This window comes from Kitasatospora sp. NPDC057198 (assembly GCF_042670125.1).
Taxonomy (GTDB): Bacteria; Actinomycetota; Actinomycetes; order Streptomycetales; family Streptomycetaceae; genus Kitasatospora.
This window is the reverse complement of the sequence record NZ_JBHUWH010000151.1, coordinates 1-16,008: the sequence shown is the minus strand read 5'-3', so window position 1 is coordinate 16,008 and position 16,008 is coordinate 1. Positions and strand designations below refer to the sequence as shown.

At 76.2% G+C, this 16,008-nt stretch carries 16 protein-coding genes and 1 pseudogene; 8 read left to right on the top strand and 9 right to left on the bottom strand.

Going from position 1 to position 16,008, the window contains the following annotated elements; all coding sequences use genetic code 11:
* The 3 genes and pseudogenes from ACFUEL_RS18830 to ACFUEL_RS18820 all read left to right on the top strand — a co-directional run.
* Positions 1–607, top strand: a pseudogene (locus tag ACFUEL_RS18830) (amino acid transporter); the annotation flags it as partial.
* Positions 608–654: 47 nt separating this feature from the next.
* Positions 655–1,287: a hypothetical protein gene (locus ACFUEL_RS18825; RefSeq protein ID WP_380237455.1), complete on the top strand. Its 633-nt coding sequence runs from the start codon at positions 655–657 to the stop codon at positions 1,285–1,287.
* A complete protein-coding gene (locus ACFUEL_RS18820; RefSeq protein ID WP_380237454.1) occupies positions 1,284–1,670 on the top strand; it encodes a hypothetical protein in 387 nt (128 codons plus the stop codon). Before ACFUEL_RS18825 ends, ACFUEL_RS18820 begins: the two co-directional genes overlap by 4 nt.
* A 107-nt stretch (positions 1,671–1,777) precedes the next feature.
* Here the strand turns inward: ACFUEL_RS18820 and ACFUEL_RS18815 are convergent, their stop codons facing one another.
* The 4 genes from ACFUEL_RS18815 to ACFUEL_RS18800 all read right to left on the bottom strand — a co-directional run bounded on the left by ACFUEL_RS18815 (position 1,778) and on the right by ACFUEL_RS18800 (position 6,487).
* The gene (locus tag ACFUEL_RS18815; RefSeq protein WP_380237453.1) at positions 1,778–3,238 is read right to left on the bottom strand and encodes a glycoside hydrolase family 6 protein; all 1,461 of its coding nucleotides are present in this window, start codon (positions 3,236–3,238) and stop codon (positions 1,778–1,780) included.
* A 363-nt stretch (positions 3,239–3,601) separates the two neighbouring features.
* Positions 3,602–4,450, bottom strand: coding sequence for a hypothetical protein (locus ACFUEL_RS18810; protein ID WP_380237452.1), 849 nt, complete (start codon positions 4,448–4,450; stop codon positions 3,602–3,604).
* A gap of 103 nt (positions 4,451–4,553) precedes the next feature.
* Positions 4,554–5,246 carry an ArsR/SmtB family transcription factor gene (locus tag ACFUEL_RS18805; RefSeq protein ID WP_380237451.1) on the bottom strand — a complete coding sequence of 231 codons (693 nt, stop codon included), beginning with the start codon at positions 5,244–5,246 and terminating at the stop codon, positions 4,554–4,556.
* A 53-nt stretch (positions 5,247–5,299) separates the two neighbouring features.
* Positions 5,300–6,487, bottom strand: coding sequence for an FAD-dependent monooxygenase (locus ACFUEL_RS18800; RefSeq protein ID WP_380237450.1), 1,188 nt, complete (start codon positions 6,485–6,487; stop codon positions 5,300–5,302).
* A gap of 107 nt (positions 6,488–6,594) precedes the next feature.
* On the opposite strand from ACFUEL_RS18800, the gene ACFUEL_RS18795 reads away from it, so the two are divergent.
* Positions 6,595–7,305 carry a TetR/AcrR family transcriptional regulator gene (locus tag ACFUEL_RS18795; RefSeq protein ID WP_380237448.1) on the top strand — a complete coding sequence of 237 codons (711 nt, stop codon included), beginning with the start codon at positions 6,595–6,597 and terminating at the stop codon, positions 7,303–7,305.
* Complete coding sequence (locus tag ACFUEL_RS18790) at positions 7,302–7,817, top strand: hypothetical protein (RefSeq protein ID WP_380237447.1); 516 nt, start codon at positions 7,302–7,304, stop codon at positions 7,815–7,817. The genes ACFUEL_RS18795 and ACFUEL_RS18790 overlap by 4 nt, the downstream gene beginning before the upstream one ends.
* A 7-nt stretch (positions 7,818–7,824) precedes the next feature.
* On the opposite strand, the gene ACFUEL_RS18785 is transcribed toward ACFUEL_RS18790, so the two are convergent.
* The gene (locus ACFUEL_RS18785) at positions 7,825–9,018 is read right to left on the bottom strand and encodes an MFS transporter (RefSeq protein WP_380237446.1); all 1,194 of its coding nucleotides are present in this window, start codon (positions 9,016–9,018) and stop codon (positions 7,825–7,827) included.
* A gap of 92 nt (positions 9,019–9,110) precedes the next feature.
* Here ACFUEL_RS18785 and ACFUEL_RS18780 point away from each other — a divergent pair, with 92 nt between their 5' ends.
* On the top strand, positions 9,111–9,656 hold the full coding sequence (locus ACFUEL_RS18780; protein ID WP_380237444.1) for a CGNR zinc finger domain-containing protein: 546 nt from the start codon (positions 9,111–9,113) through the stop codon (positions 9,654–9,656).
* Here ACFUEL_RS18780 and ACFUEL_RS18775 read toward each other — a convergent pair.
* On the bottom strand, positions 9,646–10,128 hold the full coding sequence (locus tag ACFUEL_RS18775) for a DUF6882 domain-containing protein (protein ID WP_380237443.1): 483 nt from the start codon (positions 10,126–10,128) through the stop codon (positions 9,646–9,648). The two genes, ACFUEL_RS18780 and ACFUEL_RS18775, sit on opposite strands and share 11 nt — an antisense overlap.
* 166 nt (positions 10,129–10,294) lie before the next feature.
* Here ACFUEL_RS18775 and ACFUEL_RS18770 point away from each other — a divergent pair, with 166 nt between their 5' ends.
* Positions 10,295–11,038 (top strand): hypothetical protein, encoded by a 744-nt coding sequence (locus ACFUEL_RS18770; protein ID WP_380237442.1) that lies wholly within the window; start codon positions 10,295–10,297, stop codon positions 11,036–11,038.
* A gap of 298 nt (positions 11,039–11,336) precedes the next feature.
* On the opposite strand, the gene ACFUEL_RS18765 is transcribed toward ACFUEL_RS18770, so the two are convergent.
* From ACFUEL_RS18765 to ACFUEL_RS18755, 3 genes are read right to left on the bottom strand one after another with little or no spacing between them, the layout of a single operon-like run.
* The gene (locus ACFUEL_RS18765) at positions 11,337–12,122 is read right to left on the bottom strand and encodes a heme ABC transporter ATP-binding protein (RefSeq protein WP_380237441.1); all 786 of its coding nucleotides are present in this window, start codon (positions 12,120–12,122) and stop codon (positions 11,337–11,339) included.
* Entirely contained in the window at positions 12,119–13,186 is a 1,068-nt protein-coding gene (locus tag ACFUEL_RS18760) for a FecCD family ABC transporter permease (RefSeq protein ID WP_380237456.1), read from the bottom strand. The genes ACFUEL_RS18765 and ACFUEL_RS18760 overlap by 4 nt, the downstream gene beginning before the upstream one ends.
* Before the next feature lie 11 nt (positions 13,187–13,197).
* The gene (locus ACFUEL_RS18755; protein WP_380237440.1) at positions 13,198–14,226 is read right to left on the bottom strand and encodes a hemin ABC transporter substrate-binding protein; all 1,029 of its coding nucleotides are present in this window, start codon (positions 14,224–14,226) and stop codon (positions 13,198–13,200) included.
* A 173-nt stretch (positions 14,227–14,399) separates the two neighbouring features.
* Between ACFUEL_RS18755 and ACFUEL_RS18750 the strand changes: the two genes are divergently transcribed.
* A complete protein-coding gene (locus tag ACFUEL_RS18750) occupies positions 14,400–15,857 on the top strand; it encodes an HtaA domain-containing protein (RefSeq protein ID WP_380237439.1) in 1,458 nt (485 codons plus the stop codon).
* The last annotated feature ends 151 nt before the right edge of the window (positions 15,858–16,008 follow it).

Here is a 16,008-nt window from a genome sequence, read left to right as displayed (position 1 = left end):
GGTGCTGATCGCCTTCGCCGTGACCTCGCTGCTCTGCCTGGCCCTGGCGGCCGCGACGGTGGCGGTGCTCGGCCCGGGTGCGGGCGGCTCCGTCCCGCTGGCCGACCTGATGCGCGCCGCGCTCGGCTCCCGGGGCCCGCTGCTGGCCGCCGGTGCGGCGCTGGTCCTCACCCTGGCCGCCACCAACACCTACCTGACGGGCGCGGCCGCCCTGCTGGACGCACTGCTCCCGTCCGGCACGGCCGCCGGGCGCCGCGGCTCGCTCGCCGTGGTGGCGGCCACCGCGCTGACCGGCGGCCCGCTGTTCGCCCTGGTCGGGACGGGCCTGCTGACGACCGCTCAACTGGTGGCCGTGCCCACGGCGCTGTTCCTCACCGTCTACCTGACCTGCACGGCCGCGGCGGTCCGCGTCCTGGACGGCGCGCCGCGTCTGGCCGCCGCCGTGAGCTGCCCGGCGGTGCTGGCGCTGCTGCTCGGCACGGGGTGGCCGGTGCTGGCCGCCGCCGCGGTGGCACTCGCCGCCGCCGCCCTCGGTCGAACGGACGACCGAGCCCCGTCCGAACGTTCCGCCGCGCCCCGGGAGGGTTCACCGGCCGGTGGGGTTTGACCGCGAACGACTACCGCACGCCACGGGGACGGTCCGATGATCGGGCAATGGACCGCACCCCGGACGATCACCTCCCGCCGCTGCCGCCGCTGCCCTCACTGCCACTGCTGCCTCAACTCCCCGACCTGCCGCCGCTCCCCCCGCTCTGCCCCCTGCCGCTGCCGCACCACCCGCCCTGGCACTGGGACTGGCACTGCCACCACCCGCACCCCACGCCCACACCGACACCCACTCCCACGCCGCCACCATCCCCGTCCCCGCCACCGACACCCACTGCCCACCCGTCCCCGACCCCGTCCCCCGCCCCGACGCCTTCGCAGCCCCCGCCGCCCGCCGCTCCGCACACCCAGGCCCCGGCCCAGCCCCACCCGCAGACCCACTCCCCGACCCCGACCCCGACCCCGACCGTCCGGGCCGACAGCGTGCCGCCCCCCGCTCCCGCCCGCACTCCGGTAGCGACCCCGACACCGACCCCCACCGTCCCCGCACCCGCCGCACCAACCCCCGCCGCGTCGCCCTCGACGCTGGTCGCGGTACCGCCGCCGGACGCACCGGCCGCCGGGCCGGGCCCGCTCGAACCCTCGGTCTGGGCGAGCGTCCTGCTCGTCACCGTCCTGCTGCCGGCCGCGCTCGCGGCCCTCGCCGGGCAGCACTTCGCGTTCTCCAGGAGGAGCCGTTGAATCTCGCTCCGTTGTTCGGCGCCCTCGGGGCCATGGCGCTCGCCGTGGGCGCACTCGCGGTGGCGCACCGCCTGCGCCCCGAGGTGCCGGAGGGCGAGCCGTTCCCGGAACCGCACCCCACGCTCGGGGCGATCGGCTCCGGGTTGCTGTCCGGCTTCACCCTGCTGACGGGTTTCCTGATCGCCACCGGCTGGGCCGCCCACAGCACCGGCGTCGTCCCGCCCGACGGCCTGTACCTGGCCGATCTGGCGGCGGGCGGCGCCGTCCTGCTCTACCCGTCGCTCGCGGGGCTGCCGTTCACGCCCCGGTACATCACGGCGGTGTGCCTGTTCGGGCTGCTGGTCGGCTACGTGATGGTGACGGCCGTCCAACTCCGGCCCTGAGCACGGCTCGTGGCGCCGCGCCCCCCCGGGGGGGTGCCGGGCCGGAAAAGGAGGGTGCCCCGCCGGCCCACAGGTGGGGGGTGGCCGACGGGGCTGGGGAGGATGGCTCAGGAGGCGGTGCAGGCGGTGCCGTTCAGCATGAAGGCGCTCGGGGTGGTGTTGTTCGACCCGTAGGTGGCCTGCAGGCCGAAGCTGGTGGACGCGCCGGCCGCCAGGGTGCCGTTGTAGCCGAGGTCGGTGGCGGTGACGGAGGCGCCGCTCTGGACGACGGTGGCGTTCCAGGCGCTGGTGATCTTCTGGTCACCGGGGAACGTCCAGGCCAGCTTCCAGCCGCTGAGGGCAGTGCTGCCGGTGTTCTTCACCGTGATGTCCGCGGTGAAGCCGCCCGTCCAGGAGTTGGCCCGGTACGCGATCGAGCAGGACGCGTTCCCGGTCGGCGGCTGGGACGTCGGCGGCTGGGACGTCGGGGGCTGCGAGGTCGGGGGCTGCGAGGTCGGCGGCTGGGACGTCGGCGGCTGCGAGGTGGGCGGCTGCGAGGACGGGGCGGGCGTGCTCGGGTCGGCCGCGTTCTGCGCCAACTGGTAGGCGATGTCGGGGACGAAGGTGCCCGCGGCGGCGGCGCAGCCGTCGGCCTCGCCCGGGGGCTTGATCCACAGGAAGGCGTCGATCGCGCTGTCGTTGGTCGCGGCGGTCGGGTAGTTGCCGATCTTGCGGCCGGACGGGTCGCACCAGACGCTGCCCGACGGGCCGTTGCCGTTGCGGCTGGTGTCGATGACGGCGTGCAGGTTGCCGGGGTTGCCGAGGGCGTTCAGCACGCCGTGGGCGAACGAGGTCTCGTTGGAGGTGGTGTTGAAGTTGGAGACGTTGGTGAAGAAGCCGTCCGAGTTGAGCACGCCCGCGCCGCGCAGCCGGTTGGCCTGCTCGGAGGGGGAGTTCCAGGTGGAGTGGCCGCCGTCGAGGTAGACCTTGGCGTTCGGGGCGGCGGCGTGGATGGTGTTGACGGCGCGGGCCAGCGAGGCGAAGCGGTCGTTCTGCTGCTGGGCGCTGAGGCAGGTGGTGAGCGCGATCGAGTCCGGCTCCAGCACCACGACGGAGCGCGAACCGCCCAGCCCGGCCGCGAACTTGCCGACCCAGGCGTCGTACGAGGCGAGGTCGGGGGCGCCGCCGGCCGAGGCGCCGCCGCAGTCCCGGTTGGGGATCATGTAGGCCACCAGCACCGGCACCTGGCCGGACTGGGCGGCGGCGGAGGTGATCGTGCGGACGTCGGAGGTGACGGTGTCGGGGCGGTAGTTGGCGAACCAGATGCCCTGCGCCTGGCTGGCGATCCGCTTGGAGATGACCGGCGCCCGGTAGTCGCCGGGGTTGGCGGCCGCCCACCTGACGGCCTGCGAGGTCGGGTCCTTGTAGAACTGGGTGTCCGGGGAGAGGCTGCCCTGCACGGCGGCGTCGGCGCCGCCCTGGGCGAAGGCCACCAGGCCGACGGCGGCAGTGGCGGCGGCGAGGGTGAGCGCGGCGGCGCGCCGGGTCGGCCGGGCGGCGGCGCGCCCGTGGGGGTCGGGGGTGTGCACGGTGTCCTCCGGGGTGCTCTCGGGTGGGAGAGGCGGTCGGCATCAGAGTGGGGGCATGCTGACCGGGGACGATGCGGGAACCGGAGCGTGGGAGCGCTCCCGCAACGGACCGCGGCCGATGCTAGCGGCCGTCCCGCTCGGGCGGCAGGGGCCCGCGCACGGCGAACTCCCGCCCCGCCGACCGCCCCTGACGGCCTTTCGCCCTGTCGAACCGCTGTCGAACGGGCCCTTCGCACACGTTTCGTCCCACTTCGGAGCGGGGCCGGAAAACCCGCGCCGAGCGAGAAACTTTCACACCCGGGGGACGGCGGGGACGGCGGGAGCAGCGGCGGGGGCGACGCAGGACGGCGCCCGGGGCGGGCCTCAGACCAGTGGCGGTTCCGAGACCAGCCGCTCCTCCCGGGCCACCTGCACCTGCTTGATCCAGCGGTCGCAGATCTCGTCGGCGAGGTAGTCCAACCGGTTCCGGTCCGCGGGCTTCGCGGGATCGACCGCCGTGGCCGTCCACAGCCAGACCGTCCGGTCCGCGATGCCGATGGTCACGGGGCGGTAGGGCTCCTCCGGCTCCGCACCGTCGAACCTCCGGAGCTCGCTCTGCAGCGCCAGCGCGTCCGACAGCGTGCGCATGGTCAGGACCCAGAAGGTGTACCGGTTGTCGGCATCGCCGTACACCACGAGTTGCAGGGCCACGCAGCGCCCGGCCTTCCGGACGATCCCGCGCTCGCGCTCGGGCATCGAGGGGTCGGCGCAGTCCGTCAGGTCGGTGGCCGAGACCCGTTCGTAGGGCTTGGCCAGGCCCAGTTTCACCGTGGCGGGCAGGAAGCTGTCCAACGGCGCCACGTAGTTCGGCGGGAGGTCGGGCAGGGCGGGGCCGCCGAGCCGCGGCTCGCGCGTGGGGCTGGGCGAGGCGGTGGCGGTCGGCGCGGGCGCGGCGGCCGGGTGGTCGTTCCCGGGGAGGTACACCAGGCCGGCGCCGACGGCGACGGCGACGAGGACCGCCGCGCTCACGGCCGGCACGAGTCCTCGCCGTCCGGCCCGCGGGGCGCCGCCGGCACCGTCCCGGCCCTGGCCGCCCCGCCCCTGGTCCTGGCCCTGCTCGCGGCCCTGGTCCTGGCCCTGCTCGTGGCCATCGTGGCCCTGGCCCTGCTCGTGGCCGTCGTGGCCCTGGCCGCCGTGGCCGTGGTGGCCCGCCGGGCCGTCAGAAGAACGCATACCAACACACCGTAGGGGCCCTGCGACACGCGCCCGCAGCAGGCTCGTCACAGCATCGTCACACCGGGCCGCCCATACCCCGCCTCCCCCGCCGGGGCGTCACTCAGGCGGCCTCGACCGGCAGTTCGGCGAGCCGCCACTCCAGCATGCCGTCGTCGAGCCGCAGGGCCCGGCGGCCGTTGGCGCGCAGCAGGCGGACGGCGTCGTGGGCGAGGGCGCAGTACTCGCCCCGGCAGTAGACGACGACCTCGGCGCCGGCCGGGAGTTCGCCGATCCGGTCGGCGAGTTCCTCGACCGGGATGGAGAGCGCACCGGGAATGTGCCCGGCGGCGTACTCCTCGGCGGGCCGGACGTCGAGGACGACGATCTGCCCGGCGGCGGCGCGGGCGCGCATCTCCTCGCGGGTGAGCGTCCCGTCCTCGTCCTCCGGGCCGAGGTAGGCGGCGCGGGCGGGGGTGACGGCGGCCTGGTGGCGGGCGGCGACCCGGCGCAGTCCGGCGAAGAGTTCGGCGACGTCGTCCCCGGCGAGGCGGTAGTGGATGCGGACGCCGTCGCGGCGGGTGGCGACCAGTCCGGCCTGTTTGAGGGTCTGCAGGTGGGCGGAGGCGGTGGTGAGGTTGAGTCCGGCGGCCTTGGCGAGCGCGTCGACGGTGCGCTCGCCCTGGGCGAGCAGGTCGAGCAGTTCGAGCCGCTTGCCGTTGGAGAGCGCTTTGCCGGTGGCGGCGAACGCCTCGTACAGCTCGCTCTTCGCGGCCCGGTCCGCCATCGCGGTCACCCCATTCCTCGCGAATTCCATGGAATAAGGCTACCTCTCCCCCGCTTCCCGTCCCCGCCTCCCGCGCCCGCGCCTCACCCCCGCTCCTGCGGTTCGCGGGCGGGTTCCGGCAGGTCGAGGGTGGCGGTGTCCTCGCCGATGGCGAGCATCCGGTTCAGCAGCGCGGGCCGGCTCAGCAGGGTGTTGCGCAGCCACAGCCCGCGGGCGGTGCGCGGGGCGAGGAAGGGGCCGGTGCGGTCGCCGCCGCGCTGGCAGCGTTCGGCGTAGGGGCGGACGGTGCGCTCGTAGCGGGCGAGGGCGGAGCGGTGGTCGCCGTCGGCGCGGGCGAGTTCGGCGGCCAGGACGTACGCGGCGACGAGCGCGGTGCCGGTGCCCATGCCGCCGATGGTGGCGCCGCAGGCGGCGTCGCCGAGCAGGGCGATCCGGCCGTCGGACCAGGCGGGTACGTCGGCGCGGCTGATCGAGTCGACGTACAGGTCGCGGTCCTCGACCTCGTCCAGGGTGGCGAGCAACTGCGGGACGGGGTGCGGCAGGTCGGCGAAGCGCTCGCGCAGCAGGGCCTTGAGCGCGGCGGGGTCGTGCCGGTCGAGGACGAGTTCGGGCGAGGCGAACAGCAGGAAGGCGCCGGCCCGTCCGGGGTCGCGGGGGTCGGCGCCGGCGGCGGCGAGCCGGCCGGGGGTGTTGGTGCCGGTGGTTCCGGCGGGCAGGCCGAGGCGGTTGGCGAAGGGCCAGGTGGCGGCGTAGTGGCCGAGGTGGCGGACGTACTGCCGTTCGGGGCCGAAGGCGAGGGCGCGGACGCGGGAGTGCAGGCCGTCGGCGCCGACCACCAGGTCGAAGCGGCGCGCGGGGGCGTGCCGGAAGGTGACGTCGACGCCGTCGGCGTCCTGGCGCAGGGCGGTGACGGTGTCGCCGAACAGGTACTCGGTGCCGGGGGCGCTGTGCCGGTGCAGCAGCTGGACGAGTTCGCCGCGCCGGATCTCCACCTCGCCCCCGGCGAACTCGGCGGGCAGGTGCAGCCGGGTGCGGCCGCGGACGTCGGTGAAGGTCATCGGGGTGCCGCCGGTCTGCCGTTCGCGCAGCTCGTCCAGCAGGCCCATCCGCCGCAGCACGGTCAGGTGGGTGGGGCCGCGGAAGTCGACGGCCTGCCCGCCGGCCCGCAGGGCGGGGGCGAGTTCGACCACGGTGGGCCGGTGTCCGTACCGGGCGAGCCAGTGCGCGAGCGCGGGGCCGCCGATGCCGGCGCCGGAGATCAGGATCCGCACGGGGGTCCTCCCTGTTAATTGCGTCCGCAGGACGCAGTTACTTGCTGTGTACGGTAGACGCAGTTCCGGGCCGCGCACAAGGCCGACCGGTGGCAGGAGGAGGGGTCGTGACCGAACCGCACCCGGCACTGCGGCTGCTGTGGGAACCGCCCGCCCGACCGACCAGGGGGCCGAAACCGGGCCTCACCCTGGAGTCGATCGCCCGCGCCGGGATCGAGATCGCGGACGCCGAGGGCCTGGCCGCGGTCTCCATGCAGCGGGTCGCGGGGCTGCTCGGCCACACCAAGATGGCGCTGTACCGCTACGTCCCGGGCAAGGCCGAACTCGTCGCCCTGATGATCGAGCACACCGCGGGCGACCCGCCGCCGCCGAGCGGCGCCCCCTGGCGCGAACAGCTCACCGCCTGGGCGCACCGGATGTCCGCCGTCCTCACCGCCCATCCCTGGCTGCTGGACGCCCTCGCCGCCCCCCGCCCCACCGGTCCGCGCGAACTCGCCTGGCTGGAGAGCGTGGTGGCCGCCCTCGACGGCCACGGCCTGACCGGCGCCGAACGCATGGACACCGCCGTCCTGCTGATCGGCCACGTCCGCACCCTCGCCGCCCAGCACCGCCAGTCCGCCACCGGCTCCCCCGAGGCCGAACTCCTGCACGCCCTGGTCCCGTTGATCCACACCCACGCCACCCGCTACCCCGCCCTGGCCGCCGCCCTGGCCGAACCCCCCGACGGCCGCGACAACGCCTTCGACTTCGGCCTGGCCCGCATCCTCGACGGCCTCGCCACCCTGATCGCCCACCGCACCGGGGCCCCCGCCCGGTGACCCCCGCCGTGGCGGAACTCGCCGCCCTGACCCGCTGGACCCGCCCGCGGCCCGCCGCCACCGACTGGCTCCCCGTCGAACGGCGCCTCGGCCTGCCCGTCCCCGCCTCGTTCCGGGAACTCGCCGAGCTGTTCGGACCCGGCGAGTTCAGCCAGTACCTGTTCCTCTCCGGCCCGGGGGACGAGCGGACCGCGCACTCCCTCGCCCGCGAGTCGGCCGCCTGGCTCTCCCCCGGCGCCGCCGACCACCTGCGCCCCTACCCGCCACCCGGCGAACCGGGCGGCCTGGTCCCGTGGGGCGGCACCTGCCACGGCGACAGCTTCTTCTGGCTCCCCGACCCGGCGCGGCCGGACGCGTGGCCGGTCCTCGCGCTGAGCGAGAACGCCGACTGGCACCGCTTCGACCTGACCGTCCCGGAGTTCGTCCTCGAGGTGATCCGCCCGCACGGCACCGCCGGCCCCTTCGCGGTCGGCGACCTCGTCCTGCCGTCCTTCCTCCCGGCCGCTCCCTGACGCCGGATCAGTCCCGCGCGCCGCGCCCGAGCACGGTGTACAGCAGGGCGGCCGCCAGTTGCAGCGCGGCGATGCCGAGCAGGTAGCGGGGCGCGGTGGCGGCCGTGGCCGCTGCGGCGAGGGCGGAGCCGGCCGCGGCGGCGGACACCTTCAGCCCGGCTCCCAGCGTGAACACCTGTGCCAGCCGGTGCGGCGGGGAGTGGGCGGCCCGGATCCGCAGCGTCGCCGTCAGGACGAGGCCGTCGCACGCGCCCGCCACCGCGAAGCCGCCGACCGCCACCGGCAGCACCGGCACCGCCGCCGCCACCGCGAGCCCGGCGCCCGTTCCCGCCAGGCCGGCCACGGCCAGCCGTCGCGGCGCCGCCCGCACCCACGGCCGGGTGAGCAGCAGCGTCCCGGCCAGCGCGCCGAGCGCGAACGCGGTCAGCAGGAGGCCGCCCGCGCCCGCCCGGCCCAGGTGCCCGGCGAGCAGGACGCCCGTCGCGGTCAGCCCTCCCAGGCCGAGGAAGGCCAGGCAGGTAGCGGCGGTGACGGCCCGCAGTTCGCGCCGCCGCCACACCGTCCGCAGCCCCTGCGCCAGCTCCCGGCGCAGCCGACCGGGCGGCGGCCCGGCGAGCGGCGCGACCGGCGGCAGCAGGGCGGTCAGGACGGCCGCGCACCCGGCGGCGACCGCCAGCACCGGCATCGCGGCGGCCGGGGACCCGAGGGCGGCGAGCAGCGCGACGAGTCCGGGCCCGGCCACGGCGGCGGCGTTGTACGTCACCGCGTCCCACGCCTGCGCCCGCCCCTCCTCCCCTACCTCCGCTTCCGCCCGCCCCCGCGCCCGCGCCCCGTCCGGCGGCAGCCGGGTGAGCAGGGCGGAGAGTCCGCCGGAGACGACGGGCCCGCAGCAGCCGCCGAGCGCGGCGACGGCGAGGACGAGCGGGAGCGGGAGGCGGCCGAGGGTGGCGGCGAGGACGGCCACGGTGGCGGCGAAGACGCCGAGCGCGGCGGCGTGCAGGAGCCGGGGGCGGCGGGTGCGGGCGGCGAGGGCTCCGGCCGGCGGTGCGGCCAGCACGTGCGGGGCCGTCCAGGCGGCGAGCACGAACGCGCCGGGTGCCGCGTCGCCCGTGCGGTGCAGGGCGAGCAGGACCATCGCCACGGCGGCGCCCTCGTCGGCCAGCCGGGCGAGGAACGCGACGAACGTGTAGCGCAGCAGCATTCCGGCATCCCCCCGTAACGGCTTACCATCAAAAGGCGTTACCCGGACGGAACGCAAGCCCCCGCCGGAACCGGCTCCAGGAAGGCATCCGCATGAGCAGCCGCGGTTTCGACACCGCCCAGCGCCTGATCGACCTGGCGAACGCCGTCCGTGCTCACCCCGAACTGCCCCGCGAGGTGGCGACGGCGCTGCTGGCGCGCCACGGCGAGCGTCCGCAGGACCTGGCGCCGGACGCGTTCTCCGGCGCCGACCTGCGCGAACTGCGGGACGCCGCCCGGCGGATGGCCGATCTGCTCGCCGAGCCGGATCCGGACCTGGCGGCGGCCGCCCTGAACGCGGTGCTGGCCGAGCACGCCGTCGCGCCCCGGCTGTCCCGGCACGACGGCCACTCCTGGCACCTGCACGCGGACCGCGAGGACGCCGGCTGGGGCGAGTGGTTCCTGGCGTCGAGCGCCCTGGCGCTGGCCCAGCTGCTGACCGAGCACGGCCGCCCGGTCTGGGCCGAGTGCGCGGCCGCCGGCTGCCGCACCCTCCACCTGCACACCGGCCCCGGCAGCCCGCGCCGCTACTGCTCCCCCGCCTGCGCCTCCCGCACCCGGGTGGCCGCCCACCGCCGCCGGGGCGGTGTCAGCAGGTGACGGGCGTCAGGTCGTGGATCAGGAAGTGCAGCTGGGTGTCCTCCTCGTGCTCCGTCCACAGCGCGTCGGCGTCCAGGACGGCGGCGGCGACCAGCCGGGCCTCGGCGACGAGTTCGGGGTGGTAGTCGAACCCCGGCCAGGGCAGGACGGGGTGGCCGTGCCGCTCGCCGTAGTGGCGGACCTGCTCGATGTCGCCGAGGACGGCGGCCGGGAGCGAGTCGTTCGCCCAGGCCCACAGCCAGGTCCGGTGCGAGAGGCTGACGCTGCCGATCATGGTGATCCGACCGGTCAGGAAGGCCGTTCCGCCGCGCGACCAGGTGATCCGGGCCTCGTCCATCGACCACCGGTACTGGACGTCGTCCGGCGGGGCGAGCCGCTCGCCCAGCAGGGCCTGCCGGCCCCGGGCGCGTTCGCGGGCCGCGCCGACGAGCTCCTCCCAGGCGGCGTGGTCGTGCTCCGAGCGGTCTTCCACTGGTCCTCCTCATCCGGAACGGGCGCCGCGATCCTCCCATCCGCGCAGGTGGCGGCTGTCGGCGGGGGGTCGGGGCCGAACCGCCGCCCGGGGGCGGGAAGAACGGACGCCGCTCCCCCTTGCCATCGGGGGCCGGCGCGCCGAGGGTGAGAGCGGGGGTGGGGAAGTGGCGAGGATGTTGAAGCGGTTGGCGGCCGTGCCGGTCCAAGCGGTCGGGGTGGTGTTGATGGTCGTGCTGCTGGGCCTGACGCGCTCGCACCTCGTCGGGCCGCCGAAGCGGCGGATGCGGCGGCTGGCCGAAGTCCCGGAGGCCCGGGCGCGGCGGGACGCGGTGGAGCAGGAGGTGCTCGACCTGGTCGGGCGGCTGGGGGAGGTTGAGGGCCTGGAGCACGTGCGGACGGATTTCTCCGACTCGGTGACCCGCGCGCTCTACTCCTCCGGCAACTTCGGCTCCCCCACCTCTCGCGGGGTCGAGCGCCGGCTGCGGGCCGTCGCCTGGTTCGCGGTCCGGGACGGGACGGCCGGGGTGGCCGAGGTCCTGGAGCGGGTCCGGGTCGCCGGGGTCGGAGACTGGCTGCCCGTCCCGCAGGACCGCAGGGTCTACCGGCCCGGTCTCGGGTACGTGCCCGATGACGGTCCGGATCCCGAGCCGGAGTTCGGCGCCCCGGGGTTCCGGCTCGACTGGGACCGGCCGGGGGCGCCGCTGTCGCTCCGGGCCGAGGAGCGGGCGCCGCGCCGCGGCATCGGAACCGCCCGGCTGGGCCACCGGCGCTGGAGCACTCCGCCGCCACCACCGAAACCCGCCAGAGCCCGGGCCCGGCACGGCGCCCTGCTGCTCCTGTGCTTCGGCGGACCGGGCTTCGACAGCGGCCGCTACTTCCGCGTCGACTACCGCGGGCGGCGCGGGTGACGGCCGGTCAGGACTGGCGGCCGCGCGGGGCGGCGCGGTGGCGGCCGCGGCGGGCCGGGGCGCGGGTCGCGGTGACGGCCGCGGCGACGATCAGCGGGGTGAGCAGCAGGGCCATGGTGAGGGTCATCGTGGTGCCTCCGGGTGTCCGGTGTGGTCCGGTTCCTGCTGGTGCGGTTACCCGTGCCCGGCTCGGTCATGTGCTCGGATCGCCCGGGTCACCCGCCCGGACCGCGCCCCGGCCCGGATCCCGCCCGTTCGGTCGCCCACCGTTCGGAGGTCTTCCCGGGCCGACGATCCGTCAATCTGCTTCGCGGGGGCGCTCGGGCAGCACGATCGGCGCGCCCCCGCGCGGGTGCGCCAGCACTTCGACGGGGTGGCGGTAGACCCGGCTGAGCAGTCCGGCGTCCAGGACTTCGCAGGTGGGGCCGGTGGCGACGGTGCGGCCGGCGTCCAGCAGGGCGATCCGGTCGGCGTGCGCGGCGGCGAGGGTGAGGTCGTGCAGGACGACGACCACGCCGCACCCGGCGGCGGCACGTTCCCGGGCGATCCGCAACACGAGTTCCTGGTGGCGCAGGTCGAGCGCGGCGGTGGGTTCGTCGAGCAGCAGCAGCGCGGTGTCCTGGGCGAGGATCCGGGCGAGGGCGACCCGGGCCCGTTCGCCGCCGGAGAGCGCGGTGAACGGGCGCCCGGCGAGGTGGGTGCAGTCGGTGGCGGCCAGCGCGGCGGTGACGGCGTCCTCGTCCTGGGCGGCGGTGCGGCGGCCGGTCCAGGGGGCGCGTCCCATCCGGACCACCTCGGCGGCGGGGAACGGGAAGGACACCTCGTGGGTCTGGGTCAGCAGGGCGCGGCGGCGGGCGAGTTCGGCGGGCCGGTGCGCGGCCAGCGGGCGGCCGTCGAGCCGGACCTCGCCGCGGTCCGGGCGCCGGTCGCCGGCCAGCACGGACAGCAGGGTGGACTTTCCGGCGCCGTTGGGGCCGAGCAGGGCGAGGATCTCCCCGACGCGCACGGCCAGGTCGACGTCGGCCAGCAGTTGCCGTCCCCCGGCGGCGCACCCGACGCCTTCGGCCTCCAGCAGTGCGGTCATGCCCAGCCTCCCTGACGGCGTCGGGTGCGGCGCAGCAGCCAGAAGAAGAACGGGCTGCCGATGAGTGCGGTCAGGACGCCGAGCGGGAGTTCGGCGGGGGCGGCCAGGGTGCGGGCGGCGAGGTCGCCGGCGACCAGGACGAGTGCGCCGCCGACGGCGGAGGCGGGCAGCAGGAAGCGGTGGCCGGGGCCGGCGAGCATCCGCAGCAGGTGCGGGACGACCAGGCCGACGAAGCCGATGATGCCGCTGACGGCGACGGCGGCGGCGGTGAGCAGCGCGACCACGGTGATCAGCACGATCCGCATCCGTTCGACGTCCACGCCCAGGTGCCGGGCGGGGCGTTCGCCGAGCGCGAGCAGGTCGAGGCGGCGGGCGTAGCGGGGGGCGACGGCCAGGCCGAGGGCGGCGAACGGGAGGACGGCCAGCACCTTGGTCCAGCTCGCCTGGGAGAGCGAGCCGAGCTGCCAGAAGGTGACCTGGCTGATCGCGGCGGTGTCGGCGGTGAACAGCAGCAGGCCGATCAGGGCGCCGCAGAACGCGTTGACGGCGACGCCGGTGAGCAGCAGGGTGACCACCTCGGTGCGGCCGCCGCTGCGCGACATGGCGTAGACGGCGCCGACGGTGAGCAGGCCGGAGGCGAACGCGGCGGCGGTGACGGTCCACGAGCCGAGGGCGTCCAGGCCGAGCACGATGCAGGCGACGGCGCCGACCGCGCCGCCGGAGGAGACGCCGATCACGGCGGGTTCGGCCAGCGGGTTGCCGAACACGCCCTGCATCAGCGCCCCGGCGCAGCCGAGCGCGGCGCCGACCAGCAGGGCGAGCACGACGCGGGGCAGCCGGACGTTCCACAGCACCGACTCGGGGACGCGTTCCAGGGCGTGGCCGCCGAGGTGGGCGCGGTGGGCGAGCGAGGCGAGGATGTCGCCGAGCGGGACGGCGTAGGCGCCGGTGCCGGCGGCGAGCAGTGCGCAGCCGAGCAGGGCGGCGCCGAGCGCGGCCAGCAGCAGCGGGCGCCTGTCGCGGGCGGGCTTCCCGTCCAGGGCGGGGGCGGGGGTCTCGGGCAGGGCGGTGGTGGTCACTCGGTGCCCCGGTGCAGCTGGTCGGCGATCTCGCGGAGCACCTGGGGGGTGCGCGGGCCGTAGGAGAGCAGGCGGCCGTCGTCGATCGGGATGATCCGGCGGTCGAGTCCGGCGGGGGTCTGGGCGACGCCGGGCAGTTCGAGCATGCCGTCGACGCCGCCGACCGACTCCAGGCCCTTGCTCATCACCAGGATCGCGTCGGGGGCGGCCTTGACCAGGGCTTCGCTGGTGAGCGGGCTGAAGTCGCCGGTGAGGTGGGCGGCGGTGCCGGCGTCCTCGCCGCCGGCGGCCTCGATCAGCGAGGGCGCGCCGGAGTCGGGGCCGCCGAGCAGGAAGACCGAGGCGCTGCCGCGCAGGTACAGGAACGCCACCTTGGGGCGGGCGGCCGCGGCGGCCGGGAGCTGCGCCCGCACCTCGTCGATCCGGCGCTGGGTGCGCTCCTTGAGCTGCGCACCGGCGTCGGGGACGCCGAGGGCGGCGGCGACGGCGTCGATCCGGGGGCCGATGTCGGCGAGCTGCTTGGCGTCGTCCAGGACGATCAGCGGGACGCCGGCGGCCCGGATCTGTTCGACGGCCTCGGCCGGTCCGGTGCTGCGGTCGGCGAGCACCACGGTGGGGTGCAGGGAGAGCACGCCCTCGGCGGAGACCTCGTGGGCCTGGGTGATGACGGGGAGCTTCGCGGCCTGTTCGAAGGTGGTGGAGACGTCCCGGGCGACCGCGCGGTCGCCGAGGCCGAGGCTGAAGACCAGTTCGGCGAGGCTGCCGTTGAGCGGGACGATCCGCTCGGCGCTGGTGACGGTGACCTGCCGGCCGTCGGCGGAGGGGACGGTGACGGGCAGTCGGGGGGCGGGGGTGTCGGGCAGCGCCTCGATCCGGTCGGGTGCCGCGGCGGGGGCGGCGGGGGCCTTCGGGTCGGCGGTGGCGGCCCGGCCGGTGGTACAGGCGCTCGCGCCGAACAGGAGTCCGAGGACGGCGAGCAGGACGGCGGGGGCGGTTCTGGTCCGGTCGCGGAGGGTGCGGGTCAACCTCGGGCCTTTCTGGGTGCGTTGACGTCCCGTCGGGGCCGACCCGGGAGGGGTCGTGAGCGGAACGCTTGACTCATATATTAGGTTAGCCTTACCTCAGTTCGACAGGGGGGTCCTGCCCTCCGCACCCCCTGCCACCTGCCCGCTTCCCCTCCGCCGAGGAGTGATCCGCCATGCCCGTCCCCGGACGGCCCCCCGCACCACCCCGCCGCCCGGCCGGACGGCTGCGCACCGCCCTCGTACTGCCGCTCGCCCTGCTGCTCGCCCTCGCCTGGCTGCCCGGCCGGGCCGCCGCCGCCGATCCGGCCGTCTCCGGCGGACGGCTCGACTGGGGCATCAAGCAGTCCTTCCTCAGCTACGTCACCGGCCCGGTGGCGGGCGGCAAGTGGGCCCTCACCGGCGGCGCGGCCACCGTCGGCGGCTCGGTCTTCCGCTTCCACTCCGCGACCGGCAGCTACGACCCGTCCACCGGCGCGCTGTCCGCCGCCTTCCAGGGCGGCGTCCGCTTCACCGGCCACCCGGAGAACGGCGGCAACGCGCTCGACCTCGCCGTCTCCCGGCTCACCGTCAGAACCACCGCGAACGGCGGCGCCGCCCTGTACGCGGACGTCAGCTCCAAGTCCCGCCAGACCGGCAAGACCTCCAGCACCAGCCAGGCCCGCCTGGCCGACCTCTCGCTCGCGGGCGTCCAGCTCAAGAACGCCACCGGCACCATTACCCTCAGCAACGTCCCCGCGACACTGACGGGGGCCGGCGCGGACGCCTTCGGCGGCTTCTACACCGCCGGAACGGCGCTCGACCCGCTCACCTTCTCCGTCACCCTCAAGACCCCGGCCACCACCCCGGCCCCGACGCCCACCCCGTCGGCGCCCCCGTCCGAAACGGCCGCCGCCCCCGCCCCGACCGCCTCCCCGACCGCCTCCCCGACGGCCGCACCCACCACCGCCCTCGACCGGGGCGCCCTCGACTGGGGCGTGCGCCGCACCTTCCGCGACTACGTCACCGGCTCCGTCGCCCGGGGCGGTTGGCAGCTCGGCGACGGCGCGGCCGACGGCGGGGCCTTCTTCCGCTGGACGCCCGCCCGCGGCAACTGGGACCCGAACACCCGCACCCTCGACGCGGCCTTCGCCGGCACCGTCCGCTTCACCGGCCTGCGCGAGGGCGACACCCCCGGCCTCGACCTCACCCTCGCCAACCCCCGCCTCACCACCGCCGGCGCCGAGGGCCGCCTCACCGTCGACGTCTCCGGACGCACCCCCGACGGCGCCACCCGCACCCCGGCCCCCGTCGAACTCGCCACCTTCGACGCGAACGCACTGAAGACCGAGGACGGCCTCCTCACCGCCGCCGACCTCCCCCTCGCCCTCACCCCCGCCGGCGCGAACGCCTTCGGCAACCTCTACCCCGCCGGCACCGAGATGGACCCGCTCACCATCAGCCTCCCCCTCACCCCCACCGCGACGATCCCCCCGCTCCCCGACCTCGGCGCCACCCCGGTCACCACCACCCCCACATCGACTGACGCCCCATCCTCCCCCTCCACCGCCCTGATCACCACCCTCGCCCTGGCCCTCGCCGCGACGGCGGCAGCGGCCACCGCCTTCCTCGTCCGCCGCCGCAAGCGCTCCTGACACCAAAAGCACCATCAGGGGCTCGGGGAACGGCGAGTCCGAGCTGCTGACGGCCGGAGCCCATCGAAGGTCCGTGGTGCTGCGTGCCGTAACAGAACCAAAAGCCCACGCGCGCAACGGCAGTGAACCGCTCGCAGCCACGGCCTCGCCG

What these genes read in the sequence shown, in the direction of transcription:
- ACFUEL_RS18825 (WP_380237455.1), top strand. Translation starts at nt 655, where the DNA reads ATGGACCGCACCCCGGACGATCACCTCCCGCCGCTGCCGCCGCTGCCC.
- ACFUEL_RS18810 (WP_380237452.1), bottom strand. Translation starts at nt 4,450, where the DNA reads ATGCGTTCTTCTGACGGCCCGGCGGGCCACCACGGCCACGGCGGCCAG.
- ACFUEL_RS18805 (WP_380237451.1), bottom strand. Translation starts at nt 5,246, where the DNA reads ATGGAATTCGCGAGGAATGGGGTGACCGCGATGGCGGACCGGGCCGCG.
- ACFUEL_RS18785 (WP_380237446.1), bottom strand. Translation starts at nt 9,018, where the DNA reads ATGCTGCTGCGCTACACGTTCGTCGCGTTCCTCGCCCGGCTGGCCGAC.
- ACFUEL_RS18780 (WP_380237444.1), top strand. Translation starts at nt 9,111, where the DNA reads ATGAGCAGCCGCGGTTTCGACACCGCCCAGCGCCTGATCGACCTGGCG.
- ACFUEL_RS18765 (WP_380237441.1), bottom strand. Translation starts at nt 12,122, where the DNA reads ATGACCGCACTGCTGGAGGCCGAAGGCGTCGGGTGCGCCGCCGGGGGA.
- ACFUEL_RS18750 (WP_380237439.1), top strand. Translation starts at nt 14,400, where the DNA reads ATGCCCGTCCCCGGACGGCCCCCCGCACCACCCCGCCGCCCGGCCGGA.